The 17,739-nt window shown below is 67.5% G+C and carries 17 protein-coding genes and 1 pseudogene; 13 read left to right on the forward strand and 5 right to left on the reverse strand.

Features of this window, described 5'->3' with window-relative positions; translation table 11 throughout:
- Positions 1–108 precede the first annotated feature (108 nt).
- The 9 genes and pseudogenes from ACFO3J_RS27885 to ACFO3J_RS27925 all read left to right on the forward strand — a co-directional run bounded on the left by ACFO3J_RS27885 (position 109) and on the right by ACFO3J_RS27925 (position 7,754).
- Positions 109–1,335 (forward strand): TfuA-like protein, encoded by a 1,227-nt coding sequence (locus ACFO3J_RS27885; protein WP_386434910.1) that lies wholly within the window; start codon positions 109–111, stop codon positions 1,333–1,335.
- Positions 1,325–2,470, forward strand: a complete 1,146-nt coding sequence (locus ACFO3J_RS27890; RefSeq protein ID WP_386434913.1) for a YcaO-like family protein — start codon at positions 1,325–1,327, stop codon at positions 2,468–2,470. Before ACFO3J_RS27885 ends, ACFO3J_RS27890 begins: the two co-directional genes overlap by 11 nt.
- The gene (locus tag ACFO3J_RS27895) at positions 2,467–3,327 is read left to right on the forward strand and encodes a class I SAM-dependent methyltransferase (protein ID WP_386434916.1); all 861 of its coding nucleotides are present in this window, start codon (positions 2,467–2,469) and stop codon (positions 3,325–3,327) included. The genes ACFO3J_RS27890 and ACFO3J_RS27895 overlap by 4 nt, the downstream gene beginning before the upstream one ends.
- On the forward strand, positions 3,324–4,334 hold the full coding sequence (locus tag ACFO3J_RS27900; protein ID WP_386434919.1) for an NAD(P)H-dependent glycerol-3-phosphate dehydrogenase: 1,011 nt from the start codon (positions 3,324–3,326) through the stop codon (positions 4,332–4,334). Before ACFO3J_RS27895 ends, ACFO3J_RS27900 begins: the two co-directional genes overlap by 4 nt.
- Positions 4,335–4,456: 122 nt before the next feature.
- Entirely contained in the window at positions 4,457–4,750 is a 294-nt protein-coding gene (locus ACFO3J_RS27905; RefSeq protein ID WP_386435026.1) for a hypothetical protein, read from the forward strand.
- Positions 4,737–5,591: a hypothetical protein gene (locus ACFO3J_RS27910; protein WP_386434920.1), complete on the forward strand. Its 855-nt coding sequence runs from the start codon at positions 4,737–4,739 to the stop codon at positions 5,589–5,591. Before ACFO3J_RS27905 ends, ACFO3J_RS27910 begins: the two co-directional genes overlap by 14 nt.
- Positions 5,592–5,716: 125 nt before the next feature.
- The gene (locus ACFO3J_RS27915; protein WP_386434922.1) at positions 5,717–6,319 is read left to right on the forward strand and encodes a hypothetical protein; all 603 of its coding nucleotides are present in this window, start codon (positions 5,717–5,719) and stop codon (positions 6,317–6,319) included.
- 45 nt (positions 6,320–6,364) lie between these two features.
- A complete protein-coding gene (locus ACFO3J_RS27920) occupies positions 6,365–6,586 on the forward strand; it encodes a hypothetical protein (protein ID WP_386434924.1) in 222 nt (73 codons plus the stop codon).
- 391 nt (positions 6,587–6,977) lie between these two features.
- Positions 6,978–7,754, forward strand: a pseudogene (locus ACFO3J_RS27925) (GntR family transcriptional regulator).
- A gap of 11 nt (positions 7,755–7,765) precedes the next feature.
- On the opposite strand, the gene ACFO3J_RS27930 reads toward ACFO3J_RS27925, so the two are convergent.
- Both ACFO3J_RS27930 and ACFO3J_RS27935 read right to left on the reverse strand, forming a co-directional pair.
- Complete coding sequence (locus ACFO3J_RS27930) at positions 7,766–8,617, reverse strand: DNA adenine methylase (protein ID WP_386434925.1); 852 nt, start codon at positions 8,615–8,617, stop codon at positions 7,766–7,768.
- Positions 8,614–10,146, reverse strand: a complete 1,533-nt coding sequence (locus tag ACFO3J_RS27935) for a hypothetical protein (protein ID WP_386434926.1) — start codon at positions 10,144–10,146, stop codon at positions 8,614–8,616. Before ACFO3J_RS27935 ends, ACFO3J_RS27930 begins: the two co-directional genes overlap by 4 nt.
- Positions 10,147–11,071: 925 nt before the next feature.
- Between ACFO3J_RS27935 and ACFO3J_RS27940 the strand changes: the two genes are divergently transcribed.
- From ACFO3J_RS27940 to ACFO3J_RS27955, 4 genes are all read left to right on the forward strand, one after another.
- Entirely contained in the window at positions 11,072–11,350 is a 279-nt protein-coding gene (locus ACFO3J_RS27940; protein ID WP_386434928.1) for an NUDIX domain-containing protein, read from the forward strand.
- Positions 11,351–11,851: 501 nt separating this feature from the next.
- Positions 11,852–13,114: a helix-turn-helix domain-containing protein gene (locus ACFO3J_RS27945; protein ID WP_386434930.1), complete on the forward strand. Its 1,263-nt coding sequence runs from the start codon at positions 11,852–11,854 to the stop codon at positions 13,112–13,114.
- On the forward strand, positions 13,111–13,641 hold the full coding sequence (locus tag ACFO3J_RS27950; protein WP_386434932.1) for a GNAT family N-acetyltransferase: 531 nt from the start codon (positions 13,111–13,113) through the stop codon (positions 13,639–13,641). Before ACFO3J_RS27945 ends, ACFO3J_RS27950 begins: the two co-directional genes overlap by 4 nt.
- 167 nt (positions 13,642–13,808) lie before the next feature.
- Positions 13,809–14,192 (forward strand): hypothetical protein, encoded by a 384-nt coding sequence (locus ACFO3J_RS27955; RefSeq protein ID WP_386434934.1) that lies wholly within the window; start codon positions 13,809–13,811, stop codon positions 14,190–14,192.
- Positions 14,193–14,240: 48 nt separating this feature from the next.
- Here ACFO3J_RS27955 and ACFO3J_RS27960 read toward each other — a convergent pair whose 3' ends face one another.
- Genes ACFO3J_RS27960 through ACFO3J_RS27970 form a run of 3 tightly spaced genes read right to left on the reverse strand, consistent with a single transcriptional unit; the run spans position 14,241 to position 17,474 of the window.
- Positions 14,241–15,263 carry a TolB-like translocation protein gene (locus tag ACFO3J_RS27960; RefSeq protein WP_386435029.1) on the reverse strand — a complete coding sequence of 341 codons (1,023 nt, stop codon included), beginning with the start codon at positions 15,261–15,263 and terminating at the stop codon, positions 14,241–14,243.
- Positions 15,264–15,286: 23 nt separating this feature from the next.
- Positions 15,287–16,588, reverse strand: a complete 1,302-nt coding sequence (locus ACFO3J_RS27965) for an MFS transporter (RefSeq protein ID WP_386434937.1) — start codon at positions 16,586–16,588, stop codon at positions 15,287–15,289.
- A gap of 4 nt (positions 16,589–16,592) precedes the next feature.
- Positions 16,593–17,474 carry an alkaline phosphatase family protein gene (locus ACFO3J_RS27970; RefSeq protein ID WP_386434940.1) on the reverse strand — a complete coding sequence of 294 codons (882 nt, stop codon included), beginning with the start codon at positions 17,472–17,474 and terminating at the stop codon, positions 16,593–16,595.
- Positions 17,475–17,739: the final 265 nt, after the last annotated feature.

Here is a 17,739-nt window from a genome sequence, read left to right on the forward strand (position 1 = left end):
GAGGACGAGGAGTAGCCACGTCTCCCGGGTGTCCCTCCCCCGGCCCGGCGGGGCCGGGGGAGGGACACCCTCCTCTTCGCTCTGGGAGGTCCAGTGATCCATGTATTTGTGGGACCGACGCTTAACCGGTCCGAGCCGCTGCTGACCGCACCGGACATGCAGGCCTGGCCGCCGGTCCGGCACGGCGACCTGTACCGCCCCGCGATCGCCTCCGGCGACACGGCGGTGATCGTCGACGGGGTGTACCACCAGGCCCCGGCGCTGCGGCACAAGGAGATCCTGACCTCGATGCGCCGGGGTGTCCGCGTGATCGGGGCAGCGAGCATCGGCGCCCTGCGGGCCGCGGAGCTGGCACCGTTCGGGATGCTCGGCGTCGGCAGCATCTACACCGCGTACGCCCGGGGCGATCTCGACGGGGACGACGAGGTGGCGGTCGGCCAGACCCCGGACGGGGCCTGGGGCTCGCTGACCTGGCCGGTGGTCAACCTCCGGTACATCCTGAAACTCGGACAGGCGGCCGGAGTGCTCGACACCCAGCGGGCCGGCAAGCTGCTGAATGCGCTGCGCGCGGTCTACTACCCGCAGCGCACCATGGCCGCCGTGCAGGCCATCTGCCACCACCGGGACGAGAGGGAGTTCGGCCGCTGGCTGGCCGAGCAGCACGGCCGAGATGGCCACTTCGGGAACCTCAAGCGCCTCGATGCCCTCGCCGCTCTCCGTACCGCGCTCGACGGCCCCGCGCCCCTGGTCGGCGCCGACCGGCCGCCCCTGGTGGAGACGACGTACATGCGGCGCTGGTCCAACCACTTCGCCACCGCTTTGGTGGACGGGGTGGAGCTGTCCACCGCCGACCGGCTGGTCTACCAGCAGGTGTTCGACCCCCGGTTCTCCGAGACGTGGACGGCCTACCTCGAGCACCGCTCCCTCCAGCCCGCCGACGGCGGGCCCGGACTGCCGCTCGGCGAACGGCTCGCCCTGGTCACCGGCGAAGACCTCGCCGCCCACCAGGTCTTCCACCCACTGGTGGACCTGCGCGACGAGGAGACCGTGGGCCTGCTGCTCGCGTGGGAGACACCGGAGGATCGGCAGGCCGTCGCGCGGTACGCGGAAGTCCTCGCCGACGCGCGCCGGACACGGGCCGGCTTCTCCACCGGCGGCGTCCGCGACGACCTCACCCGCCGAGTCCTGATCCAGGTCTGGGGCTGCGCCGACAAGGAGTTCGACGCGGAGGCCTCCGCCCGGGGCCTGGTGTCCGGGGCGCGCGCCATCGACGCGGCCAAGCCGCTGCTGCTCGGATTCCTGAATGAGCGGAAGGAGCAGGACCGTGCCTGTTGAGGAAGTGATCGTGTTGCCCGGCACAGTGCGCGCCCGGCCCCCCGAGAAGACGTGGGCGGCACTCGCCGGCCGCCTGCCCGTCTTCGGCATCACCCGGGTCGCTGACCTGACCGGCCTGGACTGCATCGGCCTGCCGGTGTGGACAGCGATCCGGCCCGCGTCGCTGACGCTGACCGCGTCCCAGGGCAAGGGCGCTTCGAACCTGCTCGCCCTGCTCTCGGCCGTGATGGAGGCCATCGAGCTGTGGCACGTAGAGCAGCCGCTCCCGGTCGCGGTCCGCGGCCCCGCCCTGGGCGTCGATCCGGGTTACCCGGTCTCCGCGCTGCCCCTGATCCACCCCTACCCCCCGCAGGCCCTTGCCCGGCTGGTGTGGGACTGGACCGCCGGCACCGGCCTGCTCAGCGGGCGCAGCGTGCCGGTGCCAGTGGACCTGGTCCGGCGCCGGGCCCAGCGCCCGCCGTGGAGCCCGGACGTGCTGCGCGCGACGAGCACCGGCCTGGCTTGCGGCAACACTCGGGAAGAGGCGGTGCTGCACGGCCTGTTCGAGGTCGTGGAGCGCGACGTGCTCTGGCGCGACGAGCAGACCGGCGGGCAGCGCCGGACGCCGATCGACCCTGCGACGGTGGACGACCCGTTCGCCGTGTCCGTCATCGAGCTGCTGACCCGCGCCGGGATGGCCCTGGAGATGGCCCTCGTGGACGGCCCGTACGGGCTGCCCGTGTGCCTGGCCTACCTGTGGTCCGAGGACTTCCCGGCGATCTTCGCGGGCGGCGGCTGCCACACCAGCCCGGCAATCGCGCTCACCCGGGCGCTGACCGAGGCCGCGCAGTCGCGGCTGACGGACATCGCCGGAACCCGGGACGACATCCCCAGCGACCCGGCCGCCACCGACGCCCCGTTCCGCGCTGCTCACCGGCAGGGGCTGGCCCCGTGGCCGCAAGCCGTCTCCCGGTTCCCGCCGGCCCGGGGCCGCTTCGCCGACCAGGCCGCGGCCGTCGCCAAGGCCGTTCAGCACGTCACCGGGCACGAGCCGATGATCCTCGACCTGCCCGGCCCGGCAGATGTTTCAGTCCATGCGGTGCAGGTGATCTGCCCCGGCACCCGCTCCCGGATCAAGAGGGCGATGCTCCGATGACACACTCCGCCGCCCGGCCCACCCTGGCCTCCCAGTTCGACGCCTTCCACGCCGCCCGCGCCCGCAGCGGCCTCGTCAACCACCTCTACGCCACGGCGATGGGAGAGGCCTACCCGCCCGAGGTCGCCGACTCCAGCTCCTGCGACTGGCCCCTCCTCGGCCTGATGACCTCACGGCTCCGCATGCGGCCCGGCCAGCTCCTCGTGGACGCCGGATGCGGCACCGGCGGCACCGGGCTGTGGCTGGCCCGCGCGCTGTCGGCCCGCCTGGTGGGCATCGACCTGTCCCCGGTCGCCATCGAGCAGGCCGGCGCACGCCGGGCCGCGTTCCTGCCCAACGGCCGCGCCACGTTCCGCGTCGCCTCACTGGACGACACCGGCCTCCCCGACTCCTGCGCCCACGGCATCGTGTGCGTCGACTCGCTCGGGTTCGCCTCCAACCGGCGGGACGCGGTGCGCGAGCTCGGCCGGGTCCTCGCCCCCGGCGGGCGGCTCCTCCTCACCCGGGCCCTGCGGCAGAGCGCCGAACCCGCCTGGGTGGAGGAGGCGAGCAGCGCGGGCCTCACCGTCGAGCACGTGGCCGAACGGCCTCATGAACCCGCGATGTGGGAACGGCTCTACCGGCTGTGGATCGACCACGCCGACCACCTGCGTCGCGAGCTGGGCGACCCCCAGGCGGAGAACATGCTGCGCGAGGCTCGCAACAAGCTGCCCTCGCTGCCCGGACGCCGCGCGGTCCTGCTGACCCTGCGCCGCCCGCCGGAGCAAACGACCCCACCAAGCCCAACCGATACGATGACCGGGCTCGGCCGGCACCCCGCCGCTACCCCCACCACCAGCGAGAGGACCCCGCAGTGACCCAGCCTTCCGGCCACGCGGCCGTGTTCTCCGGCGGGTCCTGGGGCACTGCCATCGCCAAAGTCCTGGGCGACGCCGGCACCCCCGTGGTGGTGCACGCCCGCCGGGCCGAGATCGCCGACTCGATCGCCACCCGCCACCGCAACCCCGCGTACTGGCCGGACACCGAGCTGCCCCCCGCCGTGACTGCCACGACCGACCCGGTGGCCGCGCTCGACGGCGCGCAGTACCTGGTGCTGAGCATCCCCGCCCAGTCCCTGCGGACCAGCCTCGCGCAGTGGGCGCCGCACATCGGGCCGGCGACCACGATCGTGTCGCTGATGAAAGGCGTCGAGACCGGCACCCACCTGCGGGCGAGCCAGGTCATCGCCGAGGTGACCGGCCTGCCGGCGTATCGGGTCGCGGTGCTGTCCGGCCCGAACCTTGCCGCCGAGATCATGGCCGGTCAGCCCGCTGCCGCCACCATCGCCTGCATCGATGAGCAGGCTGCCGAGCGGTTCCAGGCCGCTTGCCACACCTCGTACTTCCGGCCGTACACCAGCATGGACGTCATCGGGTGCGAGCTGGGCGGCGCGGTGAAGAACGTCATCGCTCTGGCCGTGGGTATCGCGGACGGCATGGGTCTGGGCCACAACGCCGCGGCCGTGCTCATCACCCGGGGCCTGGCCGAGACGACCCGGCTGGCCGTCGCCCTGGGCGCCCACCCGGCCACCCTCGCTGGCCTCTCCGGGCTCGGCGACCTGGTGGCCACCTGCTCGTCCCCGCTGTCCCGCAACCGGACGTTCGGGACCTACCTGGGCCGCGGCCTGACCGTCACCCAGGCCGCCGCCGAAACCCGGACGACGACCGAGGGCGTCAAGTCGGCCGAGGCGATTCTCGAACTCGCCCGCGCCCACAGCGTCGAGATGCCGATCACCGAGGTCGTCACCACAGTTCTCCAGCACAAGGTCACCCTGGCCGAGGCCGCCGCCGCGCTGTTGCAGCGGCCCCCGAAGCCCGAGCGCTGACCCCGGCGCCCCTCGGCGCATCCCGCTTCTACCCCTCCCGTTTCCCGGAGGCATCTGTCGTGCACCCCTTGTCTGTGCTGCCCGCTGCCCAAATCGCCCTGACCGTTGCTCTCGTGGCCTGGATGATCTGCGGCTTCACCCGCCGACCGGGCCGCTGGCTCCGGTGGAAGATGTTCTGCCGAGCCACCTTCACGATCGTCACGCTCACCGGCACGAAGGACGGCCGCACCGAGCCGGTGAACCCGTACGTCCACCTGTCGCCGGGCAGCTTCCTCGTCAACCCGCCGCAGCTCCAGGCGATCGTGTCCCACCTCACCCGCACCGGCCGGTACGACCGGGTCGACGGCCACGGCCGCGTCCTCTCCGAACAGGGCGAGCGGAAGATCGAGGTGACGGACAGCCGTGTGGTTCTTTGACGCGCTCGCCGACGGCTTCCGCCACCCCACCGACCCAGGACGACTCCAGTTGTTCCGCATGGTCTTCGGGATCGTGTGCACGCTGCGGTTCGTCCTGTCCATCGGCCAGGGCGGTTGGGGCCGGTTCGACCCCCAGGGGATCGCCCTCCACGTCGCCGAGCAGCGCTTCGGCCCGACCCGGGCCCGGCTCCTCGCCGCCGCCTACCGGCCGGTGCTGGTCGCCCGCGCCGTCGCGGCGCCCGCCCTCGCCATCGGCCTCAACCCCCGCCCGGCTCTGGTGCTGGTCCTGGCCGGGATCTCCATGGAGCTGCTCTACCTCAAGAGCCCCAACGCCGTCCGGTACACCCTGCTCACCGGCGGGTGCCTCCTTGTCGGAGGCGACCTCGGCCGCGGCCTCCACATCGAGCGCCACCCGACCACGGCGAACACCTGGGCCCTGTGCCTGATGGTGCTGATCACCACCGACATCTACTGGAACAGCGCCTGGCAGAAACTCCGCTCACCGCAGTTCCGCAGCGGCCTCTACCTCGCGCAGTGGGTCCACACCTACACCCTGGTCAAGGACGAGCTCCCGTACCGGCGGCAGCACGCCGTCCCGGCCGTTGTGTGCCGGCACCTGGGCAACCTCACCGACCGGGACGTCCGCCGCTGGCGCCTGATCGCGGCCGCCGCCATCACGACGGAGATCGCGCTGCCCCCCGCGCTGCTTATCCCGCAGACCACGCCGTACGCCGTCGCCGCCGGCATCGGCATGCACGCGGCGTTCACCTGCCTCAAGCCGCGGCAGCTGATCACGTTCTCCGGCCTTACGGTCGGCACGTACCTGGCGTTTCTCGGCTGACCCACCGGACCCGATCAAGCCGGGCGCGCGGGCTCGGGTCCGCCCGCGCGAACCCGGGCACACAAGATCTGATTGTTACGGCGAACATCCCTGCGTCCGGGGGGATTTGCTGCATTCTGGCCCAAGTGAAAGACGAACTGATCACCGCTGGACTGGCCCTCGTCGGCACAATCGTGGTGGCGTGGCTCACCTGGCGCCTCACCGAATACAGCCGGGACCAAGCGGACCGGAAGAAAGACCGCGCGGTCGCGGAGGCCCTGCTGGCCAGCCAGTCCGAAGCCCTGATCCTGGCAGTGGTGGACCTGCAAACCGCCGCGACCACCAACCGGGTTCTATGGGAGACGCCATGGGAGCAATGGAGATCCTTCTGCCTGGCCGCGATGGCGGCAGCCGGGGGCTACGCCCGCGCTGACACGGACGTTCCGGAATGGCGCCGCCTGTTCTCCGCAGCCGCCGAGCTGAGCCGGGTGGTGAGCACCGAGCGCATCGTGACCAAGACGGCCGCCGCTGAACTCAAGACCGAACTGAGCCGACTCGCCGCCGCCACCGTCCCGCTCATGCGCCACCCCAACGCCGGCGTCCGCACGGCCACCGGGCACGTAATGCGGGCGGCAGCGAACGGCGAACAGGACGGAGGGCCGCTGGACAACGCTATGGCGGAATTCAGCGACGCCGTCAGCGCTGTACTGCCGTCCTGGACCGGACAGGAGACCGCGGCCACCCCGTAGGCCAGCCAGAGCCACCCGCTACCGCCCACCGCGCATGCTCCCCGGGTGGAGAATCAGCCCTGCCCGCTCTCCTCTGCGGCCTTTCGTTCCTCACCGGTATCCGCATCCAGCGCCGCAACCTGCTGGGGCTACACCTGCCACGATTACCACCCGTACCACTTCGGCTGCACCGACAACATCAGCACATCGGCCCCCGCCGTCGCCCTCAACGGCACCATCCTCGCCTACGTTTACAACCGCTACTCCTCCGGCGGCAACGCCAACTGAACGGAAGCCCAGCTGACACCGGTCCGGACACGCAGCCGGTGACACGATCTACGCCGAGACCGCCGGTTACGCAGCGGACAGCCAAGGCAACTTCCCGACCACTGCGGACAATCAGGGTCGCCTGATCGCCGCGGGGACGCACCTCACCGAGACCGCGAAGATCCCCGGCGGGATCGTCCCGCTACTGGCAACGATGGGGCACACGAAGCGCCGTGTGCCGAGGAAGTACACGCGAGGGTTCCCGACGATGCGGAGCGCGGCATGCTGGCCCTCGCGGCTGGCGAACAAGTCCTGTGCTTGACGAGAGTGACCGAAGACGAGTCAGGCCCGTTTCAGGTCGACGTATCTGTGTTCCCCGCTGCCGGACAGCGGCGCCGCTACGAACTGAGGATTGGCTGACGCGTCCAAAGCTGACGAAGAAGCCTTTGACCGGCGTCCGTTGCACGAGCGGATCGCCGCGGACCTGCGGGCCGAGATCATGTCCGGTGACCTAGAACCCGGAGCAAGCCTGCCCTCAACTCAGCAGCTGAAGGGCTGGTTTGACGCGTCGAATGCGACCGTCCAGAAGGCGCTTCAAGTCCTCAAAGACGAGCGCCTCGTCATTGGTCGGGCCGGCGCCGCGGTGACAGTGGTAGAGCATCGGCAGGAAACTGTACGACCAGCCGACACCGGTCAACCCGCCGCGCCGGGGAAGTAGTACTGATGGCTCACCGTGGCAGGCAATCGTGGAAGGGGCGGGGGCATCCAGCTCCTCGACGTGACCGAGGTACGTCCGACAGCCGAAGTTGCGGTCGCCTTGGACCTCGGCGAGACCGGTACGGCCTTCCTCCGCCGGCAGATTCGGTCGTGGGACGGCGAGCCGGTCGAACTCGTCAAATCCTACTACCCGGCCGAGTTGGCCTGCGGTACCGCGATGTCCGAACCCCGAAAGATCCGAGGCGGCACTCCCGCACTACTGGCTGAATTGGGCTATCCGCCACGCCAGACGGTAGACCGTGTCTCTGCACGCGTTCCTACTCAAGAGCAGTACGAGGCACTTCTGCTCCCGAGCGATCTCCCGATCCTGCGGACATTCCGTGTCATCTACAACGACAATGACCGCCCCATCGAAGCCACCATCATGGTCAAGGCCGGTCATCTCTATGAGCTGCAATACGAGTTCAGCTGACCGTCTTCTGGTCAGACGAGGACCAGTGAGTCGGAGAACACCATCACTTCATTCGCTTTGACGACTCTGTGTGCAGAGTAGTTCAAAGAGAAAATCTCCCGCCTTCGTTCTCTGTACAGCTCGGCAACTCGTGGAACGTTATCGTAAGTAAGAAGCCACTTTGAACCGGCCGCCCTATTCAGGCAGGCAGCGAGAGTAGAGTGATGGGAGTCCATGAAAGAGTTCAGGTAGAGCGATCCCGCTTTTTCGAAATAGGGGGGGTCTGCATAGATCAAGGTATTGTGTCGACTTGAGTATTTTCTAATCACCGCGAGGCCATCGGAATTCGTAACCTTAATTTGCTTCGAGTGGAGCGCAAGAAGGCGAATGCGCTCAATCAAGCCTTCCTTATTAAAGCGTGCGTCAATCTTGTAGTTCCCCGTCTGATCCATGCCTCCGATAGGACCCCCGTTAAGAACTCCGGACCTATTGGTTCGATTGAGGTAGAAGGTTGCAAATCCCAACTTAAGGTAGTTTTCGGGACTGCCAATCGAGTAGATCTCCTTTTGTCTCAACCATTCATCCACGGTGAGATCTGCCGTCTTAACCATTTGTGAGAACTCGCCAGGGTGCTTCGTTACTGCCAACCAGAAAGAGTAAATGGCTGGGTCCAAATCATTGATGACGATGCGCTGGACTTCGCCAGTAATGAGTAACCCAAGGGCAGCACCAGCGCCCCCTGCGTACGGCTCTACGTACGTACCCTCGGTCATTGCATTAGCCCGTACCAATGTTCGGAGTCGGGGGTATAGAGATGCCTTGCCGCCCGGGTATCGTAGTGGTGAAATGATGGGCTTCTTGTGTTGCCGCATACTGGTGCTCATGGCTTCAACATCATCTTGATGAGGCTCTCCATTCCGTCCCAGCAATTTCTTACTTCTTCGCCGGTGGCGAAGACGAGGTGATTATGATTCATGGCGTTCATGTGATCAAGCGTAGCGATATAGCTTCCGAAGATGTTTTCTCCTCGGATCTTATTGATCACTTGAATGTACGCGGTTTGTTGGTTCGTCTGTACGTAGTGTTCTAGCCACGTCAGACATTGGCTCAATTGGATGTACCCCTTGTGCGAACCGGAGTGCTTCCTGATGTCTTCGTTGACTACCTCGGCGGCGTATGCCTTGATGACCTTTTCGAGGAATGTCCGAAGGAGATCGAATGTCGCATTGGGGAATTTTCTGATATTGATATCAGATATCTCCGTGGCAATCTTGTGGATAGAACGAGGAAATTTCGGACTAATCTCTAGTTCTCGAAGGTCCAAGAAAAGTGCGCTTCTAGCCTTGGCCTTTCCGTCTTCGACACTTGGTGTTTGTTGCTGAGGTGCACTCGGTGTGGATTCTGTTGCCTCCGTGCCATTACCGGTCCGATTGGAAGGTCTTGCGAGTTGTCCACTGCTCTGCGCCGGGCGGCTTGAATTGGCTTCCTTTCGCGCCGGCGAGCCGCTGCTTGCAGTCCGTTTGCTGGTTGTTTTGGTGAGGTCGGTGAAGTCATTGACCAGCACTCTAAGAGACGTCATGTAGTCTTCGAATGTTTTCAACTTGGCCGAGTTGAGTGTTCGTGTGTTAATTTTCTTTTCTCTGATGTCTCGGACTATCTTTTCGGCGATAGCGTCAAATTCCTCCTGCGTGGACTCCAGGGTTACTTTTGCCTCTCGCTCGTCGATAGAGATTCGCACAAGCTCAAGGAACTTGTCATAACCGTATAGTCGCGCTAGTACCGATACGGGAAATTTGCGAGCCGAGACGTAATCCTTCAGTTCCGGGTCTTCGTAGTTTGCTTCTCGGAAAAGATTTAGAATGCGGCTCCGAATGATGAATTTCTTTACCTCGACCGTCGGGTACTGGTCGATAAGGTACTGAGGGGACTTCCCGCCGTCGATCTGAGCTTGGAAAAACGCAGCCTGGCGTGCAGGTGACCAACCGACGCGTTGGGAGCCAGTATGGATGGCGGCGATTAGCTGATCAGCTTCATCTTGGTTTGGCGCTAACTTAACAGTGATCTTGCGCAAGGCATCACGATTGATATCCTGAGTGATTTTCGTGATCCGTGCATGATGTTCCGGGGTCCAGAATGGATTCTGGATCGCCTTCAAGGCCGCGATTCGCCTGTTTCCCTCGACTACTACTATCTTGCCATCTCTAATTACTGCGATAGGGAGTTCGTGCGTCAGAAGCCCTACCTTGCATATGCTCTCCACGAGAGAAAATGCCTTTTCGTTCCTGAATAGATCCTGGACGATGTCCACCTCGGGTGCATCGCTCTTCAGATCTAGGCGAACATTTTTCGGGTCAAGGTGGAGATCCCTTAAGACATCTACGGTGATCTCTTTCCACGTGGACATGTCGATCATGAACTCCCCCTCCGGTCCTCCGCCCCCCTTCGGCGGAGATCAATCATTGACGTACGGTACCGGGTCGTGCACTCCGCGTCTGCACGATGTACGAAGAGAGATCTTCGGCCGCCGGCCGCACAGGGCGTCTGACCGACACGGCGCGCACGCTGGCCTTTCCTGCGGGTGCGCGAACTGCCCTGGGTGAAGGGCCCGCCCGGACTTCTGTTGCCCCTCCTACGAGGCTTCCAGGGGAGGCTTGGGACGGCGGCGTCGTCCTACCCGCAGATCCGTGAACTGGCACAGTTCACGGCGTGACATCGGCAGCAGTTGCTGGGCCGTCCCTGGGCCGCGCGAGGCCGACTTGGGCCGACCGGCAACGACCAACGGTGACCACTCCGCCGCAGGTCACCGCTCCTGCCGCGGGTGAACGCGCAGTTCGCCTGACCCCCTCTCAAGTTCCTGCGCAAGAAGAAGCAGGAGCAGGAGGAGCACCGCTCCGAGGTCACAGCCTTCGAGTTGCGCAAGAACCTGCGGAACCTGTAGTGGCTGGTGCGCGGTGCCCGGGCCGACGGCGGTGGACCGCTGGCCCGGAGCCGTCTCACCCCTCCGGGCAGTCTTTGGGCCGTCCGCGTCTCGTTGAGGCGTTGGTGAGGCGGCGTAGATGGTGGCTCCGGCGGGCGCGACTCGGTTGGGCCTGCGCCGATGGGACAGGGTCTGTCGCGCGAGTGGATCTGGCCGGGGATAGAGTTCCCCTCTGCCAGCTTTCCGGCGCGGAGAGGTATCGGTCCGGTGGGTTGTCGCATTCAGGTCCGTGTTTCGGTGTACACGATCGCGGTGGAGGACGATCGGCTGTTGCTGGCTCGGTTGTCCAGCTCTTCACCAATTTTCGCGCCTGGGCTGTGGCGCCTGCCGGGTGGCGGGATCGCCCCAGGGTGAACAGCCCGTGGAGGCTTTGGCGCGTGAGCTTCGTGAAGAAACGGGACGTGAACTCGGTGCCGCTCGGCTGCTCGACGCACGGACGTACGCGGCCCGGCGGCCCGGGGTGGAGTGGAACCTCACGGCATTGTTCTACGCCGTTGACCTCAGCAGCGGGCCGCCGTTGGTGGCCGAGGTCGACGGCTCCACGAACGCAGCGGAATGGGTCCCCTTGGCGGACCTACGGGACACCATGCTGTCACCAGCCGCTGCCGACGCGCGGCGGCTCCTTGCGGGCTCCTCGTGAAGCTCGCGTGCACAGCGATTCGTTGACGGCTGCGACCAGCGCTGTTGCTTCGTAGCGACCGGCGAGCTTGTCGTACCCGTACCTCGGGGTCACCGCGCATCGCTGCGCATATCCGAGACGGTGCCGTCGCACCCTCTGACGGGGGTCGTGGACGAGGTCGTCGGCCCAGAGAGCTATGCGTCCGGTTGCGCCGGGTCCCCGCTGATCAGCGCTCATCCACATGGCTTCCCCTTCGGGGGCGGTGGAGGTGCCCCAGCGGCTGGTGAGGGCGTTAACGGGGGAGCGGGGCCCAGCCGTTTTCGTCGTGGGAGCGGCTTCTGTGGCGTACGACGATGGGGCTCACAGTTATTAGGACCTCGATGGGTGCGGTTTGCGGCTGCGCCAGGCAATGGCCGCCCATCCGGGTCGAGGAGGAAAAATCGGGTGCTGTGCCACGGCGGGTACCGGAAATTTCCGGGCATGTGCTTCTACTGGGTGGGGTGGTGTCGCTACGTTCAGTGCATGGAGGGGAACGAAGTCCTCAGCAGGGTCCTGACCGACGCGGGTCTCACGCAGGGCGAGTTGGCCGAAGCCGTGAACTCGTACTTACGGGCGAAAGGCTACGAAGGGACCGTCAGCGACCGGACCGTGCGGTTCTGGCTGACCGGAAAAACCCGGTGGCCGCACCCTCGGCAGCGCGAAGCACTCACGGCAGTATTCGGTGTGGACGCCGCAGAGTTGGGGTTTGTGCCTCCAGCGGCGAGACGCAGCCCCACCACCGAACCGGAGCAGCCCGTGTTGCGCCGCACTTTCTTCTCTGCCGCCACCGCTACGACAGCAGCGGCCGTAGCCCCCTTCACCACCCGGTCCCGTGTCGGCATCACCGACATCGCCCGGCTCCGCAGCGGGCTGGATGGGCTGGTCGCTCTCGATGACACCGGCGGCGGCCATGAGGCCCTGGAACAGGACGCGTTGTCCCGGGCAGGCCAAGCTCTCGAGATGCAGGAGCTGGCGTCGTCCCAGCGGATTCGGCAGCGGCTGTTCTCTGTCGCTGCCGACTACACCGCCCGCGCCGCGTGGGCCGCATTGGATGCGCGACAGTTGGCCCGCGCTCAGCCACTGCTGGGCCGTGCCCTGTACCTGGCGGGTATGGCGCAGGACTCGATGGTGGAGATGGAGGTGTGGAACCTCTACGCGATGCTCGCCCGACAGAGCCAGGACTATGGGCACGCGGTGACGTCCGGACACGCCGCCCTGGCCACCTCGATCGCCCGCCGTGATCCCCTGTTCGCTTCGCTGGCGCACGCCCGGACAGCGGTCGGTCACTCACTGCTGAGTGACCGGCAGGCTGCGCTGCGCTCCTTGGGCTACGCAGAAGAGGCCCTGGGCAAGAGTGACCCGACGGTGCGCCGGCCAAGTTGGCTCGCCTTCTACGGGCCTGCGGAGCTGTCCGCGATGACCGCGATCGTCCTGGACCGGATCGGCGACTCCCTTGAAGCCGAGGCCGCTTCGCATCAGGCGCTGTCCAACATCCCCGAGCAGTTCCGCCGGAACCGGGCCCTGGCCACCGCCCGTCTTGCTCTTGCACAACTCCACCAGCGGGACATCCAACTGGCGTGCGACACCGCTGAGTCCGTCTTTACGATGATGTCCGGAACCTCGATCCCCGGCAGGATGCGTTCACTACTGGGCGACTTCTACCGCGACTTGATCACGCTCGCGCCGAAGTCGAACACCACGCAAGAGTGGGGCGAACGCTTCCGACTCGAATGGAGCCGCGCATGACGACCGCCCCGGTCCTGGAAGTCCGACGCTATGGCCACGACGATCTGCCGCAGATCCGGCAGGCCATCTTGGATATCCATGCCGACGCCTACGCGGAGCTGCGGGACGACCCGTTCGTGCAGCGGTTCCCATGGTTCGTGGACCACTGGGGCGGCAACCCCGGCTTCGCCTGCGTCATCGCGTACGACGAGGACGAGGCTGTCGGCTTCGCCTACGGTGCCCCGGCAACACCGGGCCGGGAGTGGTGGCGCGAGCACCTCGACCCGGCTCCGGAGCGGGATCGGACGTTCTCGTTCTCGGAGATGGCCGTCCGTGTGGGGTGGCGGAAGATCGGGGCGGGCAAGCGGCTCGCTGATGCCCTGATGGAGGGCCGGGATGAGGATCTCGCGGTCCTCCTCGTTGACCCGGATCATCCCCGGGTGCGGGCTTTGTACGAGTCATGGGGATATCGGAAGGTTGGTGACCGGCGGCCGTTCCCCGATTCCCCCACCTACGCGGTCATGCTCGCGGAGCTACCCCTGACCTAAAAGTTGATCTCGGGCTCCTGGCGATGGTCTTCGAGGGCCCTGCGGGAGTCTTCAGGCAACTCGTTCAGCTGCTGGTTCAGGCGGCCGACGCGGCGAAGATCTCAGTTGCTGACGGCCCTGGTCGTGGCCGATCCTTTGCGCGAGCGACGAAGCAGGGGGAGGACAGTATGGGGCTGATTCTGTTTCCGGGAGACGGAGACACGAGCAGTCCGGACGCTGCCTGGTCCTTCAGCGGCTTCTCCGTGTTCCGGCGACAGCCGGCGCAGGCCGAGGGGTTCAGTCTCTCCGAGATGCGGGGCTTCGGCGGGGAGCGCCCGTGGAGCGATGTCTCCACCTCACTCGAACCGCTGCTCGACCGCGCGGACGACGGCGGAGGCGAGCTCTCGCCCCACGAGTGCGCCGCGATCCTGCCACGATTGGAGGCCATCGTCGTCCAGTGGCAGGACGAGGTCAACGACCCTCTCGTCCGAGGGAACATCGACGATGCCCGAAAGCTGCTGGTCGTTCTGCGGTTCTGCCTGGCGAAGGACGCCGGCCTCCTCGTTCTCTGACGTCCTTCGCCACGCCAGGACCCTCCCACCGGGCGTCGTCAGGGGGGATCAGGAGAGGTAGGCCGGGGCCAGGGCGGAGGGGGTCAGGAGGGTGGGGGTGCCGGTGCCGTCGGCCGGGACGGAGTAGAGGTCGGAGCCGTAGTCACCGGGCAGGGCGTAGGTGAGGGTGTCGTTGTCGGACCAGACCGCCTGGTCGTCCACGTTGCGGGTCTCGGCGGTGGGGTGGTCGCGCAGGGTGGCCAGGTCGAGGACGTACAGCCGCCAGGGGGCGTCGGGAGAGAGGCCGGGGACGCGTTTCTTGAAGGCGATGCGGGTGCCGTCGGGCGACAGCGAAGGGCACTCCACGTTGGTGCGCAGGGTGACGGCGGTCCTGGTGGAGACCTGGGCGCGGATCAGATACGTCTTCCCGCCGGTGGCGACCGTGGCGTAGAAGTGGTCGTCGTCGATGAAGGTGACGCCCCAGAAGTTGATGTCCGCCGCGTGGATCGCCTTGCCGTCGCGGGTGACGGTGTAATCCTCCAGGGTCGGCTGGAGGACCCCGGTGCGGGTGTCGAGGATCGAGGCGCGGGTGGAGAAGTTGGTGCCCGCGTAGGAGTCGCCGCCGACGAAGACCGTCCAGGCGACCATCCGGCCGCTGGGCGAGACGCGGGCCCGGGTGGGTATGCCGCCCAGGTCCACATGGCGGGTCTCGCGCAGCCGCGCGTCCAGCACGATGGCCCGGTAGGTGTCGTTGACCGGGCCGTGCTCGGCCTGGAGGCAGATCCCGGTGCCGCCGGCCGCGTAGAACCGCAGGCACTTGACGCCGGAGGCGGTGCGCGGCCCGTCCGGGTCGGAGGCGGGCACGCTGGCCAGCTCGTCGCGGTGCGGCCCCCACACCAGTGAACGGAAGACGATCTGCCGGGGCGCGTCCGGCGCCAGCGAGACGGTGCCGGCGTGGACCGGCGGTCCGCCCGCCTGGACCTGGTTCTTGCGGTCGGCCTGCTCCGCCGCGTGCCAGACGGCCACCCCGGCCACGCAGGCCAGCACCACCACGCAGGCGAGCAGCACCATCAGCTTGCTCCGGTTGGTCATCGCCGCCACCGGCGACCCGTCGCTCATACCGCCTCCTTGACAGCTCCGGGCGCCCGGGAAGGACGCAGCCCGACCGACAGCGACACGCTCACCAGCAGGGCCACCGCCGCGCCGGCCAGCGCGGAGCGCTCTCCCCACGCCGTCCAGGCGGCCCCGAAGGCCAGCGAGCAGAAGAAACGGGCCCCGGCCTGCCCGGTCTGCACCAGCGCCAGCCCGCTGGACCGCAGCGCCGCCGGTACGGAGCCGGCCGCCGCCGCCATCAGCACGCCGTCGGTGGCCGCGTAGAACGCGCCGTGCAGCGCCAGCACCGCGTACGGCAGGAAGCCGGACCGCAGCTGCGCCAGCAGCAGCGCGTAGGCGCACAGCAGCGCCACATGGCCGCCGACGAAGACCTGCCAGCGGCCGATCCGGTCCGCCCAGCGGCCCAGCGGCACCGCCAGCAGCAGAAAGCCCGCCGCCGTGCCCAGCGGCATCAGCGCGAACCACCGGTCGGGCACCCCGAAGCGCCGCTGGAGCATCAGATAGACGAAGGAGTCGCTGACCGTGGCCAGGCCCAGGGCCACCGCGCACAGCGAGAGGTTCCGCAGTTCGCGGCGCCCGAGCAGCGCCACCGCGGCCCGCAGCGAGGGGCGGTCGGCGGCCTTCGGCGACGGCCCAAGCTCCGGCGCCCTGGAGGGCACGAACAGCAGCAGGACGACCACGCCGACCATCGCCACGCAGAAGCTGACGGTGAACACCGCGTCATAGCCCTCGGCGGCCTGGCGCAGGATCAGAAAGGCGACCAGCGGGCCCAGCAGCGCCCCGGTGGTGTCCATCGCCCGGTGCACCCCGAAGGCCCGGCCGCGGGTCTCGGGCGAGGAGGACAGCGAGATCATCGCGTCCCGCGGCGCGGTCCGCAGCCCCTTGCCGGTGCGGTCGGCGGCCAGCACCGCGCCGATCAGCGGCAGCGTGTGCGCGATGAGCAGCAGCGGTTTGCACAGCGCGGACAGGGCGTAGCCGAAGGCCGCCACCGACTTGTGCCGGCCGCCGCGGTCGGCGAGGTGACCGCCGACCAGCCGGACCAGCGCGCTGAAGCCGTTGTAGACGCCGTCGAGCAGACCGAAGCCGAGCGGGGACAGGCCCAGCCCGGTGACCAGGTACAGAGGCAGCACCGCGGTCACCATCTCCGAGGAGACGTCGGTGATCAGGCTCACCGCGCCCAGCGCGAAGACGGTGCCGGTGACGGCCTTGGTGACCGGGACGGCCGACCGCCCGGGGAGCTTGCCCCGGGCGGTCGGCGGCGCGGTCACCGCGGGCGTGCTGCCGCGGCTCTCGCTGACGTACATCCCGTCAGTTCCAGATACCGCTGAAGTCGGAGGCGGAGGCGGCCTGTCCGGCGTGCGTCGAGGTGCCCGCCAGGTCCTCCAGGGTGCGCAGCAGGTTGTAGTGGTTGTAGGTGGTGCCGTTGGAGCTGCCCGCCTTCACCGGCTGGCCGTACAGGACGGTCGGGATGCGGTTGCCGCTCTGCGAGTTGTCCTCGTCGAAGGTGACGACGAGCAGGCTGTTGTGGGTCTTGGCCCAGGTGGCGTAGGCGCCCAGGTTGTTCTTGATCCAGGTGTCGCCGGTGGAGACCGAGCAGTCGTGCATGTCGCTGCACAGGTTCGGCGTGACGAAGGCCATCTTCGGCAGCGTCGAGTAGTCGGTCGGGAACTGCGCGAAGGTCTTCGCGGAGGAGGTCGGCACGTTGCTGAAGCCGAACCAGGGGTTGTGCTTCTGGGCGTAGTTGCCGCTGGAGCAGGTGGTCGAGCCCTGGCTGGGCAGCGTCTCGTTGTAGCTGCCGAAGGTGCCGCCGGCCGCGGTCACCTCGGAGCCGAGGTTGGGCGCCGAGCTGAAGCCGATCTTGACGCAGGCGTCGGAGGTGATGCCCTGGGTGGAGCCGGAGAACAGGGCGTAGTAGTTCGGCTGGCTCGGGTGGGTGATGCCGTGGTTCTGGGTCAGGTTGGCACCGCCGGTGGCGAGCGAGTTGATGTAGGGGGCGCTGGAGCTGCCGATCACCTGGCTGTAGGCGTGGTTCTCCATGACGACCACCAGGGTGTGGGCGGGCGTCGGCACGGCGCCGGCCGCCTGCGCGTCGCCACCGAGGCCGACCCACAGGCCTGCGGAGGCGGCGACGAGGCCGACGGCGGACAGGACGGCGGTGCGACTGCGGCGGGGCAGGGTCCACCCAGACACGGGTTACCTCCGGTACGGGAAGCGGGATACGGGAGTGTGCGGTGAGCATGCCAAAAGTAGGGTTCGCCGCTCCGGCCTGGGAGATCGTCTTCGGTGAACGCTGAACGAACGTTCCCGCAGTCCGGGACCTTCGCCGCGTACCGCACCCGCGCCGCACCCGCGCCGCACCCCAACCGGAGCCCGGCCCCGCACATGTCGCACCCGAGGCACACCCCGCCGTTGACGATGCGCGGGGCACGCACGGCGTAACGAGCGTTACGCTCGG

The sequence above is a fragment of the Streptomyces polygonati genome (genome assembly GCF_042650325.1).
Lineage (GTDB): Bacteria > Actinomycetota > Actinomycetes > Streptomycetales > Streptomycetaceae > Actinacidiphila > Actinacidiphila polygonati.

Coding starts and splice junctions, on each gene's coding strand:
- ACFO3J_RS27895 (WP_386434916.1), top strand. CDS start 2,467: ATGACACACTCCGCCGCCCGGCCCACCCTGGCCTCCCAGTTCGACGCC.
- ACFO3J_RS27905 (WP_386435026.1), top strand. CDS start 4,457: ATGATCTGCGGCTTCACCCGCCGACCGGGCCGCTGGCTCCGGTGGAAG.
- ACFO3J_RS27930 (WP_386434925.1), bottom strand. CDS start 8,617: ATGAGCACCAGTATGCGGCAACACAAGAAGCCCATCATTTCACCACTA.
- ACFO3J_RS27935 (WP_386434926.1), bottom strand. CDS start 10,146: ATGATCGACATGTCCACGTGGAAAGAGATCACCGTAGATGTCTTAAGG.
- ACFO3J_RS27945 (WP_386434930.1), top strand. CDS start 11,852: ATGGAGGGGAACGAAGTCCTCAGCAGGGTCCTGACCGACGCGGGTCTC.
- ACFO3J_RS27950 (WP_386434932.1), top strand. CDS start 13,111: ATGACGACCGCCCCGGTCCTGGAAGTCCGACGCTATGGCCACGACGAT.
- ACFO3J_RS27955 (WP_386434934.1), top strand. CDS start 13,809: ATGGGGCTGATTCTGTTTCCGGGAGACGGAGACACGAGCAGTCCGGAC.
- ACFO3J_RS27960 (WP_386435029.1), bottom strand. CDS start 15,263: ATGACCAACCGGAGCAAGCTGATGGTGCTGCTCGCCTGCGTGGTGGTG.
- ACFO3J_RS27965 (WP_386434937.1), bottom strand. CDS start 16,588: ATGTACGTCAGCGAGAGCCGCGGCAGCACGCCCGCGGTGACCGCGCCG.